Genomic DNA, 15615 nt, shown 5'->3' with positions numbered 1-15615 from the left:
TGTATTTTTAATTATTGTATTTTAATGATTCTATTTGTTCAATATCCTTAATTTGTTGGTTTGTGAGCATCACCTCGCCATCACACAGGGTTTGCCGTATCATTGTTTTTATCTCATCGAGCGATAACGTGGTGTGGTCTTTTAAAAAGGTGATGCGTTGCCGCACGCTCTGAATGCCTTTCTTCTCCAACTTCTCCGGCCCAGGCGTGATGGCATTCAGCATGTGCTCCATATTGGTATCGTAGAGCATGGTGCTATGAACGATGCTGCGCCCAGGCAACTGATAGAAAGCCGTGCCGCACACTTTTTTATCACCTATCATAATATCGTTATGCGTGGTGCTGGTGGCTTCGACGCCCATCTTATGTAGCACCAGTTGCACCATCGTTACAAAACGGTTAAAGGTAAAGCCTACATTGTCGCCATCCGTAATCATCGAGAGCATCAGGTTGTCCATATCGGCATACACACATCCACCACCACTCTTACGGTGATACACCCGGATGCCGTGCTCGCGACAATAGGCCAAGTTTACCTCGTTCTCAACCACCTGGTTGCGACCATAGATAACACTGGGCTCTACTTGCCACATAAAAAAGCAGTCGGGTTCGTTCAGATTTCGCGCTACATACTCCTCCATCGCCAGATAGAAACTTAGGCGACGGGGTTCGTTAGTAGGTAAGGCGATATATTTCATCTGTAAAGTATAATCATTAAAACTTTCTGCAAAAATATGAAGATTTTATGTAACCGCCAAATTCTTTCCTCTAAATAATGCTAAATCTTATTTATTGTCCGCCCAGACGTTCAAAGTAGGGTATCACATCATCCCATGTCTTAAAGGTATCGCTACCAAACTCTATCAGCGTAGCCATGCCATCAACCTTCTGTGTATCAATCAGATAATCGCCATAGAGCAGTTGTTTCTGATTGGTAAAAATGGTATGCCCGTAGGCAGGCACGTTGATGTATTCGTACAGCCAGGCATTCACGTCGGCATAATCCTTAGCATCTACTGTAGCAGGAGCCACAAAGTAGAGTTGATAGGTTTCGAGCAACTGGCGGATGGCTTTTTGCGACGAACTGCGTGGTTTGCCATACTGATCAATCAGCGTGTTGGTGCTGATATACACAATGGGACGCTCCCTACCCTCCTGTTTATCGCTCACCCAACGGATGACAGGCACCACCGAGTGCATAAACGAGCCATCGTTCATACGATGCTCGCCATGAAAACGCACAGCCTGCTGATAGTGCTCACGAAACAGGTCGTAGGTGTTCACCGTCGTATCCTCGTCGCCAAAGAGGCCCCAGACATGCTGCTGCTCGGCTTCGCTGGTATCGGCAAAGCACTTTTCGGTGATATCCTTATACTCCTTGACCAGGGCCTTGGTAACGATAAAATCCTGCACGCCATCCTGTCGTGGGTTCTGAAAGTGCTGGGCACCAATCATACCGTGCTCTTTCATTGTATCGCCCATCTGCATGGCAGGGTTCACCAGAATACGGTCATAGCCATGCAGCATCTCGGCATACATACCACCCATCGAGGTACCAATAATCAGGTCGGGCTTCTCGGTTTCACATATCTTATATAATAGAGCCATCGCCTCCTCGGGGTGGATGGGCAGGTCGGGGGCAATCACCTCGGCCTCGGTCAACACCTCACGGATACGAGTTACAGTGCCACTCTGCCCCGACGAGGCAAAGCCATGCACATACATTACTTTTTTACCTTTAAATAAATCCATCATGGTGCAAAATTACAAAATTACCGCGAAAAAATTTGCACGGAACGAAATAATTTGTATCTTTGCAAGCAAAAATCTACATATCAATCAACATTTTAAACTTCTATGTTATGAAAAAGTATTTAGCAGAAATGGTGGGCACTATGGTGCTCGTGTTGATGGGCTGCGGTGTAGCAGTTAGTTTGGGTTGCGACCCAGTAAACAACATCCCCGCTGTGGTAGGTACGGCATTTGCCTTTGGCTTATCGGTGGTGGCTATGGCCTATACCATCGGTGGCATCAGTGGTTGCCACATTAATCCTGCCATCACCTTAGGATGCTTCCTGAGTGGTCGTATCAGTGGCAAGGATTGTGGCATGTACATGCTGTTCCAGGTGATTGGTGCTTTCATCGGCTCTCTGCTATTGTATATACTTACCGAAAATGTACCAGGTTTGGAGGGTACTGGTGCCAACGATCTGCAGGCTAACGTAAGCGTGCTGGGCGGACTGCTGGCCGAGATTATCTTTACCTGTGTATTTGTGCTCGTAGTACTGGGCGCTACTGCCAAGACCAATGGTGCTACCAACAACTTTGCCGGACTGGCTATCGGTCTGTCGCTTATTCTGGTTCACTTGGTTTGCATCCGCTATACAGGCACATCGGTTAACCCTGCCCGTTCTATCGCTCCTGCCATCTTCGAGGGCGGCACAGCTTTGTCTAATCTTTGGATTTTCATTGTTGGTCCTTTTGTTGGTGGTGCATGTGCAGCAGGTATCTGGAAACTGATTGATTCAGATAAATAAATATATAAAAAGGAAATTAACTACAGTGAAACAAAACAACGGACTTTTTAGGGCAAACGGCGCCAACTATTTGGTGCCGTTTGTATTGATTACAACTCTCTTTTTCTTGTGGGGATTTGCCCGTGCCATTCTCGATGTGCTTAACAAACACTTCCAGAACGAGATGCACATCAGCATCACCCAGTCGAGCCTCATCCAGGTAACCACCTATATGGGCTACTTCCTGATGGCTATCCCCGCAGGTTTGTTTATTAACCGCTTTGGCTATCGTCGTGGCGTAGTATTCGGATTGCTACTGTTTGGTCTGGGCTCATGGTTGTTTGTGCCTTGTACCGAGGCTGGTACCTTAGATGCCTACCTGTTTGCGCTGTTCATCATCAGCGTGGGATTGGTATTCCTCGAGACTGCCGCCAACCCTTACGTCACAGAACTAGGCGGTAAGGAAACGGCCTCCAGCAGATTAAACCTCTCGCAGTCGTTCAATGGTTTGGGTTGCCTGTTTGCCACCTTTGCCGTGGGCCAGTTCCTGTTCAGCGATGATGGTGGCAACATCGCGATACCTTATGTCATCTTAGGTGCAGTGGTGTTAGTGATAGCCTGCATTTTTGCGCGTGTAAAACTGCCTGAAATCAAGCACAACGACGGATTGGAAGAGAAAGCCAAGTATGGTCGCGAGCCATTGAAGCGCATCTGGAGTCATAAGTATTTTGTCTATGGTCTCATCGCCTTACTGTCTTACGAGGTAGCCGAGATTTCTATCAACAGCTATTTCATCAACTATGTTACGGGCATGGGGTGGATGGACGACCGCACGGCCTCGATGGTGCTGACGGGTGCCCTGGCATTCTTCATGGTGGGCCGTTTTGTAGGCAGTTTTATCATGCGCTGGCTGCCAGCCGAGCACATGCTGCTTATCTGCGGTTGCGGTTGCGTGCTGTGCATCATGGCAGTGCTCATGAATTTCGGCCGCCTGTCGCTGATAGGTCTGCTGGGCAACTATCTGTTCGAGGCCATTATGTTCCCCACCATTTTCTCGCTGGCCGTTCGTGGATTAGGTTCGCTCACCAAGAGCGCCTCCAGCATTCTGATGATGACGCCTGTGGGCGGATGTGGCTTCCTGCTGGTAGGTATCATAGCCGATGCCACCGACATGGTGGTGCCCTTCATCATCCCCCTACTCTGTTATATCGTGGTAGCTCTCTACGGCTTCGGCCTCAGCGTCCACCGCGAAGAGAAAGGCTTGCTCGATTAATTCGAGCAAGCTTCTTTTTTTACAGACTAACACTTCGTATCACAAACACATCCTCGCCATCGCCCTCCCTGAAATCAAAGGTAGCAGGCTTAGTATCAAACGGCTCGAAAGTGAGGGTAAAATCACGATAGTAAATGTCGTCGCCATATTTTGACTGAGCGGTGTATGCTTTAACTTGGGGATAGTTATCCTCATTAAGCTTGATGCCATCGGTTGTGGTTAATTTATATTTCTTGCCATCAGCAGTAAGGTATGAATCACTGGTAATTCTGAACCAATAACCTTTCTTGGTATAGTAGCGAAAACTGATGGTGGTACCTTTATTGTTGACATCGACTTTCCGGATGGCAAGATTTAGATTATCATAATTGTCCTGTTTAGGACCATTCAAAGCCTCAGCCATCCCTAAGAAGAAACCAGCGCCATATCCTGTCAACTCACAAAGGATGCGACCACCGGGCGATAATAACACATAGAAAGGTACAGCTTTGAAATCGTAATAATGGCTCTGTATGCCGCCTTTCTTAAATCCTTTACCATCACTCCAGTTTTTCCATACGATGCTCTTGCTCCAATCGCTGTTTTTCCAATCTGGAATTGAATCTAAGTTGATGCTAACAATTTCCAGTTTACCCTGCATGCGTTTGTAAACCTCCTGCAACTCAGGATCAGCTTTCAGACAATTGCCACAGTGTAGATTCCAGAAGTCGAGTAATACATAGCGGCCATCGGCAAAGGCATCAAACAAGCGATGCTTATTGCCTTGCATATCGTAGAGTTCCGCATCAACAGCTTCTTCACCCACTTCCAGAACATGCAAAGATTCATCATTTTTCTGCTCTAACGTTTGGGTACTGGATACCACAGTAGATGGGGAATCCAAATCGTATGAGTAAATATAGGGAGCAGTTTGGTCATCGATAAAGCCAGAATAGAGGTAAAGTGTCTTGCCATCGTCGGACAACATGATTTCTTGTCCAAACTTATCAAGATGAATCACTTGTTGCTTAACACCGTCCCAGTCATACACCTCAACGGTATTTCCCCATGGGAAAGGTTCTTTCAAATCATATTTTTCCATAGTTTCGCCCTTACGATTGGAATGCTTGTATAACAAGTAAATCTTGTCATTATTTGCAACGCAATGAATGCGTTCGGTAGACGGTGTTTTAGCAATCCCTGGGATTGGGAGTTGGTCAGAATAAATCTGATGCAGAATATTCACTTTTTCACCATCAATCGTAAAGATGAATGCGAGTTTACCCGAATCGTCCCAATACAAGTATCGATCCTTGCCATTACATGCTACACCAGAGCCATCAATATATGTCATCAGTTTCTGATCTGTCAGCACCTCTGGAGTACTATCATTTGGCCAATAATCTAAAGGGGTGACAGTCTGTTTTTTGTAGTTGACGACAGCGAGCACATGGTGCATATCTTTAACAGGTGCGCCTGTCGTGAGAAAGGTAGAGTCTGAAATAACAACGAATTCACCAATTTGATTAAAATCAGATAGCTTCGTCAGGTCATACTTTTCCCATCTTGCAGGGGCCTTAGATGTACCCAGTTCATCTGGATGAAGAATTTTCGTCAACGAGACCAAGCTCGATTCACCCATCATACCTTCAAAAGGATGATCAACTACATACAATGTTCCATCAGAGCCTTGCGAAAGTACCATATCGCCGAACTCATTCTCTCCATGTCCTTGTACCAAAATCTTTTCTGCTTTCTGCCATTCCGATTTTGTGAGTTTACCAGAATAAACATTCAAGTCATGGTCCAAAGCATAGATATGGTCGCCAAACATCCATTTTGACCATAAGCCTTTATTGGCGTCAGTGTTTACAAGTTGCCCTTCAAGATACACATCAAATGGTACACTTGCCTGGTTAGAACAGCCCGTTAAAGTAATCAGGGCAAACATCATGGTGATGATAAGTTTTTTACGCATAATCATTTTGTTTTTGAGTGAATAATTAGTGAATTATCTGGATCAATCCGATGGCAAAGTTATGATGAAGACATGAAACTTGCAAGGATTTTTTCGAGAATATGCAGCAAGGTGTGTTGCATGCATTTTTGGCATAAATAACTGATAATATGACAGATAGCAAAAACAAGAACGCTAAAAAAGTAGCTAAGAGGGACGGGGTAACAGGAAGAAAAACAGTAAAAAAACTTGCTTATGTAATGAAAAGACTGTATTTTTGCAAACAAATTACAATCGTTATGAAGAAACTAATAATCATACTGATGTCCATAACCATCATGGTAGGATGCACCGGACAACAGCACCCGCTGTTAAGACAGGCTTGGGGACTGGTAGAAGAAAAGCCCAATAAAGCATATACCTTATTAAGTAAGGTACGTACTGATGCGCTGACGGATGAGGAAAAGGCTGAGTACGGCTTACTGAAAACAATCGTAGCCTATAAGATTCATAGCACAGACCTCGTAGATAACGACTCGTTGATATCTGCCAGCATTGCCTATTACAATCTGCATGGCGACGAGTGGCATCGCGGGCGCGCATATTATTATAGAGGTATGCTGAGAATGTACCGCTATGGTAACATGCTGGATGCCATCATCGACTTTAAAATGGCAGAGACCATTGCAGAGAATGCCGATGATAAAGAACTGAAAAACCATGTATATGACATCCTGCACCATGTGAACATCATCAGTCATAACCATTACCAAACGCTTAGATATGCCCATAAGTGGTTAGACAACAGTACCGCACTCAAAGATAGCGTGATGATACTCAAAAACCTACTTATCTGTGCTAACGCTTATGCTGATATAAATCAGATGGATAGTGCTCACGCATATTTAAACAGAACGATAGAATTAGCAAAACAAACTGATTCAAGTTTATTGCCCAATATATATGCCACAGTTTATAGAAAGAGTGGATTCCAGTCCCTGGCGCGAATTAAAAAGTCACAGATTCAAGCATACGACGACTCCATGAAATATGTTAATCGCGCCATGCAGATGATTGACAGGCAACAGAAGTTCGACGAGGTAAGACAGACCAAGGAGTTTAACCTTCGCCTATCGTGGATGCAGGGACTGACCACAGCTTTGATGATTATTGTGGCCATCGCCGTTGGAGTGGGTCTGTGGTGGCATCGACGAAAGGTCCATCGCTTAAGCCAGAAACAGGACGAGGATGCACAGCGCATCAGCCAACATCGCACAAAGATAGAGGAACTGGAGAACCGCATGGAGCATATCTCATCTACCTTGCTGGTAGGTACGCAGATGTTTAACCAGTTACAGCAACGCCAGTCCATCGCCGAAGCCACCGCCAAGGAGCAACAATGCCTGGTGGATTACTTCACACAACTGCGCCCCAAACGCTGGCAGGAGTGGCAACGCAAATACAACAGTCTGTCGACAGCACAATACGTATTTCTTATTATGCAAGACGACCTGCACTACGACGACGAGGCCATTGCTAATGCCCTGAATGTAAAGCGTACATCGGTAAGAAGCATGCGTTCGAGGATTAAGAGCCGAGAGAGGTAAGAATAAACTTTTTTGGCAAATTACTTGGTCTTTAAAATAAAAATAGGTATATTTGCAGCCAAAACAATTAACTAAAAGATGAGGAAAGAACTACTTCTATGCTTATTGCTGGCTATTACCAACACGATGCTGGCCGATGAGAAACTGAATCTGGAGGCTTACTGCCAGCAGATTGACCATGCTATAGCCCACTCTGCCGACTATGTGGCAGCACACGAGAAAAAAATTAGCGAGACCAAAAGGGCCCTGGCATTCGAAACAACACCCAAAAACAAATATCAGATAAACTTTCAGCTTTACGAACTGTACCGTGCTTTTGTAAGCGACTCGGCCATGTATCACCTGACGGAGTGTATAAAACTGGCCGACCAGTTGGGCGATGCATCGGGTGCCGTAAAATGCCGTGCGCTGATGGCTATCAGATGTTCGAACATCGGTATGTATGATGAAGCACTGAACACACTCGACTCGATACATCCCGTGGGTATCGACACACTCTCGCTGGGTATTTACTACGAGGCATATAATAATGTATATAGCGAGCTGGCCTACTACACCCGTTTGGCACACATGAAGCAGACCTACCAGGCCAAAGCCGACCATTACAAACAACTGATGATGGACATTCTGCCCCCCACCTACGAAACACGCTTTTTGCGACTGGAACAGGAGGCACAGGGCGAAGGCCGACTGGACGATGCGATGAAGATTAACGATGCATGGCTAAAAACCGTTGAGCCAGGCAGTCACCCCTACGCGTTGGTAGCCCTGTATCGCTATATAGAATACAAACTGAGAGGCGACAAGCCCCAAATGATGCACTGGCTGGTAGAATCGGTGTTAGCCGATATACGTAATGCCGCCATGGACCAGGGATCGATGTGGGAACTGGCCAACGAACTGATGCTGAACGGTGATATCGACAAGGCATCGAGCTACATCAGCTTTACCAGCGACTGCGCCAACCGCTACGGATCGCGCCAACGCAACTGGCAGATAGCCCCGCTCCTGACTACGATTGCCAAGAACTACAAGAACAAGAGCGAACATACCACCAACCAGCTACGCATGCTGTTGGTTGCCATCAGCCTGTTGCTGTTACTGCTGTTAGGCGTACTGTTCTTCCTGCGCCGCCGCAACCTGCAGTTGGATGCTGCCCGTATGGCTCTGAAAGGCAAGAACGACGAACTGGCCACAGCCAACAGTCAGTTAGCCACACAAACCGAAGAGTTGTCAACGCTTAACTCTCAATTATCATCTCTCAACTCTCAATTATCCGAGAGTAACCGCGTAAAAGAGGAGTATATCGGCCGATTCATGAGTCTGTGTTCGCAGTATATCGACAAATTGGACGACTATCGAAAGATGGTGAACAAGAAGATGAAGAACAAGGAGTTGGAGGATCTGTTCCGTATGTCGAAATCTACCGAACTCAAGGAGAAAGAGCTGGAAGAGCTGTATCAGAACTTCGACTCGGTATTTCTGCACCTGTTTCCCAATTTCGTGAACGACTTTAACGCCCTGCTACAGGACGATATGCAGGTACACCCCAAGGAGGAGAACCGGCTGACCACAGAAATAAGAATTTTCGCCCTGATACGACTGGGAATCGAAGACTCGTCGAAGATTGCCGAATTCCTGCATTACAGTGTAAATACCATATATAATTATCGTGCGCGTATCAAGAACGGTGCATTAGACAATCGCGAGAGTTTCGAACGGCGTATCAAGCAGTTAGGTAACATACAATAGCATCTTACAGTTAACAAAATATTATAAAAATATTGAAATAATCCACTAATTGGCGGTTAAAATCTACTAACCGTCAATTTTTTGTCTATTTTATTTGGAAGTTATCGATAAACTTATTACCTTTGCCGACGAAATCAAATATGATTGGGATGAAAAAAAGATTAGTTGTATTAAGTATGTTGATGCTGACGCTGACGATATCAGCTCAGAAGAAATGGACTATGCAGGAGTGTATCGACTATGCTATGGCCAACAACATAACTCTGCAGAAGTCAAAACTGCAGAAGCAGAGTGCAACCGAAGACCTGAAGGGTTCGAAGGCTGCATTGCTGCCTACTCTTAACGCATCTACCAACCAGAGCGTGGGTTACCAGCCCTGGAAGGATTCAGGTGTATCTACTGTTACCAATGGCATGGTAAACACCAAGGTTGACAAGACATATTATAATGGTTCGTATGCCGTTAACGCCCAATGGACAGTTTGGAACGGCAACCGGAATACCAATACCATCAAGCTGAACAAGATAACCGAAGACGAAGCCGAACTGCAAAGCAAGGAAACGGCCAACAGCATTCAGGAGCGTATTGCCCAACTCTACACCCAGATTCTGTATCTGGATGAGAACGTGAAGGTGAACGAGCAGATGCTGGAAACCGCTAAGAAAAACGAGGAGCGCGGACAGGAGATGGTAAACGTGGGTAAGATGAGCAAGGCCGACCTGGCCCAGCTGAGTGCCCAGCGAGCCACCGACGAGTATAACATTGTAGAGACTCGCAGTCAGCTGTTGAACTATAAACTGCAACTGAAGCAGTTGTTGGAGATTACCGACGAGACAGAGTTTGACGTGGCTATCCCTGAGATTACCGACACGATGGTACTGAAAGAGGTGCCCACCCTGCAGGGTGTTTACGAGCAGGCACTGCTGAACCGTCCTGAGATTGAGCGCTCTAAGTTAGCCATCAAGAGCAGCGACGTGAACCTCTCGGTAGCAAAGGCCGGTTGGCTTCCCACCGTTAGTATGACAGGTAGCTTCGGCACCAGCACCAACTCGCTGAGTTCGAACGGCTGGGGCAAGCAGATGAAGACCAACTTTGATGCGATGGCAGGTGTTTCGGTTAGTGTACCCATCTATGATGGCAGATCTACCAAGACATCGGTTAACAAGGCTAAGATACAGCAGTTGTCGGCACAGCTCGACCTGCTAGACCAGCAGAAGACCCTCTACTCTACCATTCAGGAGTACTGGCTGAATGCTCAAACCAACCAGCAGAAGTACAAGGCTGCCTGCGCTACCGTTGAGAGCGAACAGCAGAGTTTCGATCTGCTGCAGGAGCAGTTCCGTCTTGGACTGAAGAACATCGTGGAACTGATGACTGGTAAGGACAACCTGCTCTCGGCTCAGCAGAACCAGTTGCAGTCGAAGTATCAGACCATCTACAACCAGCAGATGCTGAAGTTCTACGAAACGGGAGAGATGTAATAATTGACAATTTACAATTGAGAATTGAGAATTTTAGAGATATGAAAAAGATCGGTAAGAAAGGATGGATTGGTATCGGCGTTGTGGCCGTTATCGTAATTTTTGCCCTGGTAAAATGCACAGGTGGCAAGAAAGAAGAGAAGATTAGCTTTGATACCGCAAAGGTAGAGAAAACAAATATCCAGACCAGCATTACAGCTACTGGAACCATCGAGCCTGTAACCAGCGTAACCGTTGGTACCCAGGTGAGTGGTATTGTAAGTCATCTGTATGTAGATTACAACAGCGTGGTAAAGAAGGGACAGGTGATTGCCGAGTTGGACCGCACCAACCTGATTAGCGAACTGAACACAGCCAAGGCTAACCTGAGCAGTGCCCAGAGCTCGCTTAACTACCAGCTGAGTAATTATAATAGGTATAAGGAACTGTACAACAAGGGACTAGTAAGCGCCGATGAGTACGAAAGCGCCCGTTTGCAGTATCTGCAGGCCAAGGAGCAGGTAAACACATCGAAGGAGAGCGTACAGAAGGCTCAGACTAACCTGGGCTATGCCACTATCACATCGCCTATCGATGGTGTCATCCTGTCGAAATCAGTTGAAGAAGGTCAGACCGTAGCCGCCTCATTCAACACCCCAGAGCTGTTTGTGATTGCTCAGGACCTGACCGACATGCGTGTGATTGCCGATATCGACGAGGCCGACATAGGTGGTGTTAAGGAGGGACAGCGTGTAAGCTTTACCGTAGATGCTTTCCCCGATGATCAGTTCGAGGGGCGCGTAACACAGGTTCGCCAGCAGGCAACCACCGAGAGCAATGTAGTGACCTACGAGGTAGTAATTTCGGCTCCTAACAACGACCTGAAGCTGAAGCCTGGCTTGACAGCCAACGTAACCATTTTTACCTTAGAGAAGAACGACGTACTGGCCGTTCCTTCAAAGGCATTGCGATTCCACCCCAACGAGGCACTGTTGCAGAAGGGTGAGACCATCGAGGATTGCGAGGGCGACCACAAGTTGTGGACCAAGGAAGGAACTGTATTCAAGGCTCATAAGGTTGAGGTTGGTACCAGCAACGGTATCATGACCGAGATTACCGGCGGCATGAAGGTTGGCACAGAGATTCTTACCGACTTTAACATCAGTGGCGGAGCAGGCGAGGCTGAACAGCAGCAGGCCGGCAACCCATTCATGCCACGTCCAGGTGGAAACAGAAATAACAACAATAACAAGCAAGGCGGACAAGCTGGCGGTGGTGCACCACAAAGATAAGCATTATGGAAGAAGAGAAGAAAGTAGTTATTGAACTGCAGAACGTAAAGCGCTACTTCCAGGTGGGCAGTGAGACGGTGAAAGCCTTGCGAGGTGTCTCGTTCAAGATTTACGAGGGCGAGTTTGTTACCATCCAAGGTACATCGGGCTCAGGTAAGAGTACGCTGCTTAACCAGTTGGGCTGTCTCGACACGCCTACCAGCGGCGAGTATCTGCTGGATGGCATTGCCGTGCGCACCATGTCGAAGACCCAGCGCGCCAAACTGCGCAACCGCAAGATTGGCTTTGTGTTCCAGAATTACAATCTGCTGGCCAAGACCACAGCTTTGGAGAATGTGGAACTGCCATTGATGTACAACTCTGAGATTTCGGCCTCAGAGCGTCGTCGCAAAGCCATGGAAGCCCTGAAGGCTGTGGGACTTGAAGACCGTATGTATCACAAGTCGAACCAGATGTCGGGTGGCCAGATGCAGCGTGTAGCCATCGCCCGTGCGCTGGTTAACGATCCCGCTGTGCTGTTGGCCGACGAGGCAACAGGTAACCTTGATACACGAACATCGTTCGAGATGCTGGTACTATTCCAGGAGCTCTACAAGCAGGGCCACACTATTATCTTTGTGACCCACAACCCTGAGATTGCCGAGTATTCGAGTCGAAATATCAACCTGCGCGATGGTAAGATTCGCGAGGATACCATCAATACCAATATCAAGTCGGCAGCCGAAGCACTGGCACAGTTGCCTGCTCCGCAGGACGATTGATTAGTGAAATAGAAAAATGAAACAATGAATATACTGAATCTGTTTAAAGTAAGTCTGAAGGCCGTAGCGAATAATAAGATGCGCTCGTTCCTGTCGATGCTGGGTATCATCATCGGCGTAGCAGCGGTGATTATTATGATGAGCATCGGTCAGGGCTCGAAAGAGAGCATCCGTGCCGAACTCTCGACAATGGGTACCAACCTGCTCACAATCCGTCCTGGTGCCGATATGCGAGGTGGCGTACGACAGGATCCGTCGAGCATGCAGACGCTGAAGATGGCCGACTACGAGCGTATTGTTCGTGAGAAGCGTTTTGTTACCAAGGTATCGCCCGAGGTAACAGCCAGCGGTCAGGCCATCTATGGCAGCAAGAACACCAACGCCTCGATGTATGGCGAATCGATAGATTATCTGGACATCCGACTGTGGACCATCGAAGAGGGCGAGTGCTTTACCGAGGAGGACATCAAAAAGGCCTCGAAGGTTTGCGTGGTTGGTGCTACCATCGTTAAGGAGCTGTTTGGCGAAGGTGCCGAGTGTATCGGTAAGACCATCCGCTTCAAGAGTATCCCCATGCGTATTGTGGGCGTACTGAAATCTAAGGGCTACAACTCGTGGGGTATGGACCAGGACAACGTGATTATCGCTCCCTACACCACCGTGATGAAGCGTATTGCTGCCCAGACCTATTTCTCAAGTATTGTCTGCTCGGCTGTAACCGAGGAGCTGAGTGATGCTGCCATCGAGGAGCTCACACAGATAGTACGCGACAACCACAAGCTGAAGGAGGATGCCGACGACGACTTTACCATCCGCTCGCAGGCCGAGATGATGGAGACCATGTCGAGTACGATGGACACCGTTACCATCATTCTGGTAGTGGCTGCAGCCTTCTCGCTGTTGGTAGCTGGTATTGGTATTATGAACATTATGCTGGTAAGTGTAACCGAGCGCACCAAGGAGATTGGACTGCGCATGGCGGTAGGTGCTACCGGACCCGTTATATCGCTACAGTTCCTGATAGAGAGTGTGCTGATATCCTTTACAGGCGGACTGATAGGCGTGATAGTGGGCGTTGGCGCCAGCACGTTCTTAGCATCGTTCGGCATGCCATCAAGCGTACCCGCCTGGAGTATCTACGTATCGTTCCTGGTATGTGTGTTTATCGGTGTACTATTCGGTTACATTCCTGCACAGAAAGCAGCAAATATGGATCCTATAGAAGCTATAAGACATGAATAGACATTTAGCAGGCCTATGCCACGTGGCCCTTTGGGCATTTATGTTCCTGTCGCCTCTTACATTCTGGCGAGGCACAGGAATCAAGTTTATGCAGTACCTGATGTACTGCATGCAGCCAGCAATGCTGATGATAGTGTTCTATCTCAACTATCTGTATCTGGCTCCCAAGCTCTTCGTGGCAGGTAAGCATCGCTACGACCTGCTCATCAACTTGGCAATGATTTCGGTATTCAGTATCACCCTTCACTACTGGACCGATTTTACCAACGATCTCTTCGGTGTACGCCAGCGTTTCGACGACACGATTAACGACGTAACCAACATTCTGCGTGAAGGACTGAACTTCTGCATTTTCGCAGGTGGTTCTACCGCTTTAGCCCTGGCACGCAAATGGGTAACTGCCGAACAGAAGCTGAGAGAATCTGAGACTGCACGCATCCAGAGCGAGCTGAAAAACCTGCGATCGCAGATCAACCCTCACTTCCTGCTCAACACACTGAATAACATCTATGCGCTGACAGCCATCGACCAGACACGCGCTCAGAATGCCATCCAACAGCTATCAAAAATGCTGCGGCATCTGCTATACGATAATCAGGAACGCGAGGTAACGCTCACGGATGAGATGCAGTTTATTGAGAACTACATTGCGCTGATGAAGATCCGCTTGTCGCAGAATGTCGATGTCACATTCCATCGACAGGTGGCCTTGCCTGGTATTAAGGTGGCACCGCTTATCTTCATCTCGCTTATCGAGAATGCCTTTAAACATGGCGTAAGTCCTGTTGAGCCCAGTTTTGTACACATCAGCATTACCGCCACAGAACACGACATTACCTGCCAGATTGAGAACTCGAACCACCCCAAGTCGCGCGACGACCGTAGTGGCCATGGCATCGGTCTCAGTCAGGTACAGCGCCGCTTAGAGTTGTCCTATCCCGGACGTTACACCTGGGAGAAGGGCGTTAATAAAGAAGGAAATATTTACACATCAACAATACATATCCAGTTATGACAATTACTTGTGCTATCATCGACGATGAGCCTCTGGCAGCAGGTCTGCTTGAGAGCTACGCAAAAAAAACTCCTTACCTGAGTTTGCAGGGAACCTACAACAGTGCCGTACAGGCCATGAAGGATCTTCGTGAAAACCCCGTACAGCTGTTGTTCTTAGACATTCAGATGCCTGAACTGTCAGGCATCGAGTTTGCCAAGATTCTCCCCAAAGACACAAAGGTAATCTTTACTACCGCATTCCCTCAGTATGCTATCGAGGGCTTTAAAGTTAATGGTTTGGATTATCTGCTGAAACCCATTTCGTACGACGACTTCATTAAGGCTACCGACAAGGCCATCGAGTGGTTTACCGTTGCCTTGCGTCAGGACGTTTACCGCCGCGACCGCTTTATGTTCGTAAAGAGCGACTACAAGCTGCAGCGTGTTAACCTCGACGACATCCTGTATGTCGAGGGATTAAAGGACTACGTACGCTTCTACCTGAAGAATGGCGATAAGGTGATGTCGCTGATGTCGATGAAGAAACTCGAGGAATATCTGCCTAAGCCAGAGTTCCTTCGTACCCACCGTTCATTCATCGTACATATGAAGGAGACACCACTCGTGGATAAGTTCCGCATTGTGTTCGACGACGTGATGATTCCTATCTCCGACAACTACAAGGAAGAGGTTCAGAAGTACTTCGACGAGCATACGCTGGTGTAAGATTGCAAACTGCGTTTTACAAAAGGTAAAAAAGTAAAAGGGTAGAAAAGTAAAA

At 47.3% G+C, this 15615-nt stretch carries 13 protein-coding genes; 10 read left to right on the top strand and 3 right to left on the bottom strand.

What is annotated here, in order from left to right:
- Nucleotides 1-7 precede the first annotated feature (7 nt).
- Nucleotides 8-697 carry a lipoate--protein ligase family protein gene (locus T499_RS0101850; RefSeq protein ID WP_052173293.1) on the bottom strand — a complete coding sequence of 230 codons (690 nt, stop codon included), beginning with the start codon at nt 695-697 and terminating at the stop codon, nt 8-10.
- Nucleotides 698-788: 91 nt separating this feature from the next.
- Nucleotides 789-1751, bottom strand: coding sequence for a YqiA/YcfP family alpha/beta fold hydrolase (locus T499_RS0101845; protein ID WP_232221036.1), 963 nt, complete (start codon nt 1749-1751; stop codon nt 789-791).
- A 110-nt stretch (nt 1752-1861) separates the two neighbouring features.
- On the opposite strand from T499_RS0101845, the gene T499_RS0101840 reads away from it, so the two are divergent.
- Together T499_RS0101840 and T499_RS0101835 are read left to right on the top strand one after the other, a co-directional pair.
- Nucleotides 1862-2536, top strand: a complete 675-nt coding sequence (locus tag T499_RS0101840; RefSeq protein ID WP_013064759.1) for an MIP/aquaporin family protein — start codon at nt 1862-1864, stop codon at nt 2534-2536.
- A 25-nt stretch (nt 2537-2561) separates the two neighbouring features.
- On the top strand, nt 2562-3788 hold the full coding sequence (locus T499_RS0101835; protein WP_033149520.1) for a sugar MFS transporter: 1227 nt from the start codon (nt 2562-2564) through the stop codon (nt 3786-3788).
- 19 nt (nt 3789-3807) lie between these two features.
- On the opposite strand, the gene T499_RS0101830 is transcribed toward T499_RS0101835, so the two are convergent.
- Nucleotides 3808-5745: a TlpA family protein disulfide reductase gene (locus T499_RS0101830; RefSeq protein WP_198021227.1), complete on the bottom strand. Its 1938-nt coding sequence runs from the start codon at nt 5743-5745 to the stop codon at nt 3808-3810.
- Between the two features lie 278 nt (nt 5746-6023).
- Between T499_RS0101830 and T499_RS0101825 the strand changes: the two genes are divergently transcribed.
- The 8 genes from T499_RS0101825 (at nt 6024) to T499_RS0101790 (ending at nt 15560) form a co-directional block, all read left to right on the top strand.
- Nucleotides 6024-7331: a hypothetical protein gene (locus T499_RS0101825; RefSeq protein WP_157054469.1), complete on the top strand. Its 1308-nt coding sequence runs from the start codon at nt 6024-6026 to the stop codon at nt 7329-7331.
- Nucleotides 7332-7409: 78 nt separating this feature from the next.
- The gene (locus T499_RS0101820) at nt 7410-9083 is read left to right on the top strand and encodes a DUF6377 domain-containing protein (protein WP_033149517.1); all 1674 of its coding nucleotides are present in this window, start codon (nt 7410-7412) and stop codon (nt 9081-9083) included.
- 149 nt (nt 9084-9232) lie between these two features.
- On the top strand, nt 9233-10564 hold the full coding sequence (locus T499_RS0101815; protein WP_033149516.1) for a TolC family protein: 1332 nt from the start codon (nt 9233-9235) through the stop codon (nt 10562-10564).
- A gap of 41 nt (nt 10565-10605) precedes the next feature.
- A complete protein-coding gene (locus T499_RS0101810) occupies nt 10606-11835 on the top strand; it encodes an efflux RND transporter periplasmic adaptor subunit (RefSeq protein WP_033149515.1) in 1230 nt (409 codons plus the stop codon).
- A 5-nt stretch (nt 11836-11840) separates the two neighbouring features.
- Complete coding sequence (locus tag T499_RS0101805) at nt 11841-12596, top strand: ABC transporter ATP-binding protein (protein WP_013064549.1); 756 nt, start codon at nt 11841-11843, stop codon at nt 12594-12596.
- 24 nt (nt 12597-12620) lie between these two features.
- A complete protein-coding gene (locus T499_RS0101800; RefSeq protein ID WP_033149514.1) occupies nt 12621-13838 on the top strand; it encodes an ABC transporter permease in 1218 nt (405 codons plus the stop codon).
- Complete coding sequence (locus T499_RS0101795) at nt 13831-14853, top strand: sensor histidine kinase (RefSeq protein ID WP_033149513.1); 1023 nt, start codon at nt 13831-13833, stop codon at nt 14851-14853. Before T499_RS0101800 ends, T499_RS0101795 begins: the two co-directional genes overlap by 8 nt.
- Nucleotides 14850-15560 (top strand): LytR/AlgR family response regulator transcription factor, encoded by a 711-nt coding sequence (locus tag T499_RS0101790; protein WP_033149512.1) that lies wholly within the window; start codon nt 14850-14852, stop codon nt 15558-15560. Before T499_RS0101795 ends, T499_RS0101790 begins: the two co-directional genes overlap by 4 nt.
- The last annotated feature ends 55 nt before the right edge of the window (nt 15561-15615 follow it).

Origin of the sequence: Prevotella sp. RM4 (assembly GCF_000701965.1) — a bacterium.
In the GTDB taxonomy this organism is placed as follows: Bacteria; Bacteroidota; Bacteroidia; order Bacteroidales; family Bacteroidaceae; genus Prevotella; species Prevotella ruminicola.
The sequence above is the reverse complement of the archived record's forward strand: the minus strand, read 5'-3'. Positions and strand labels throughout refer to the sequence as shown.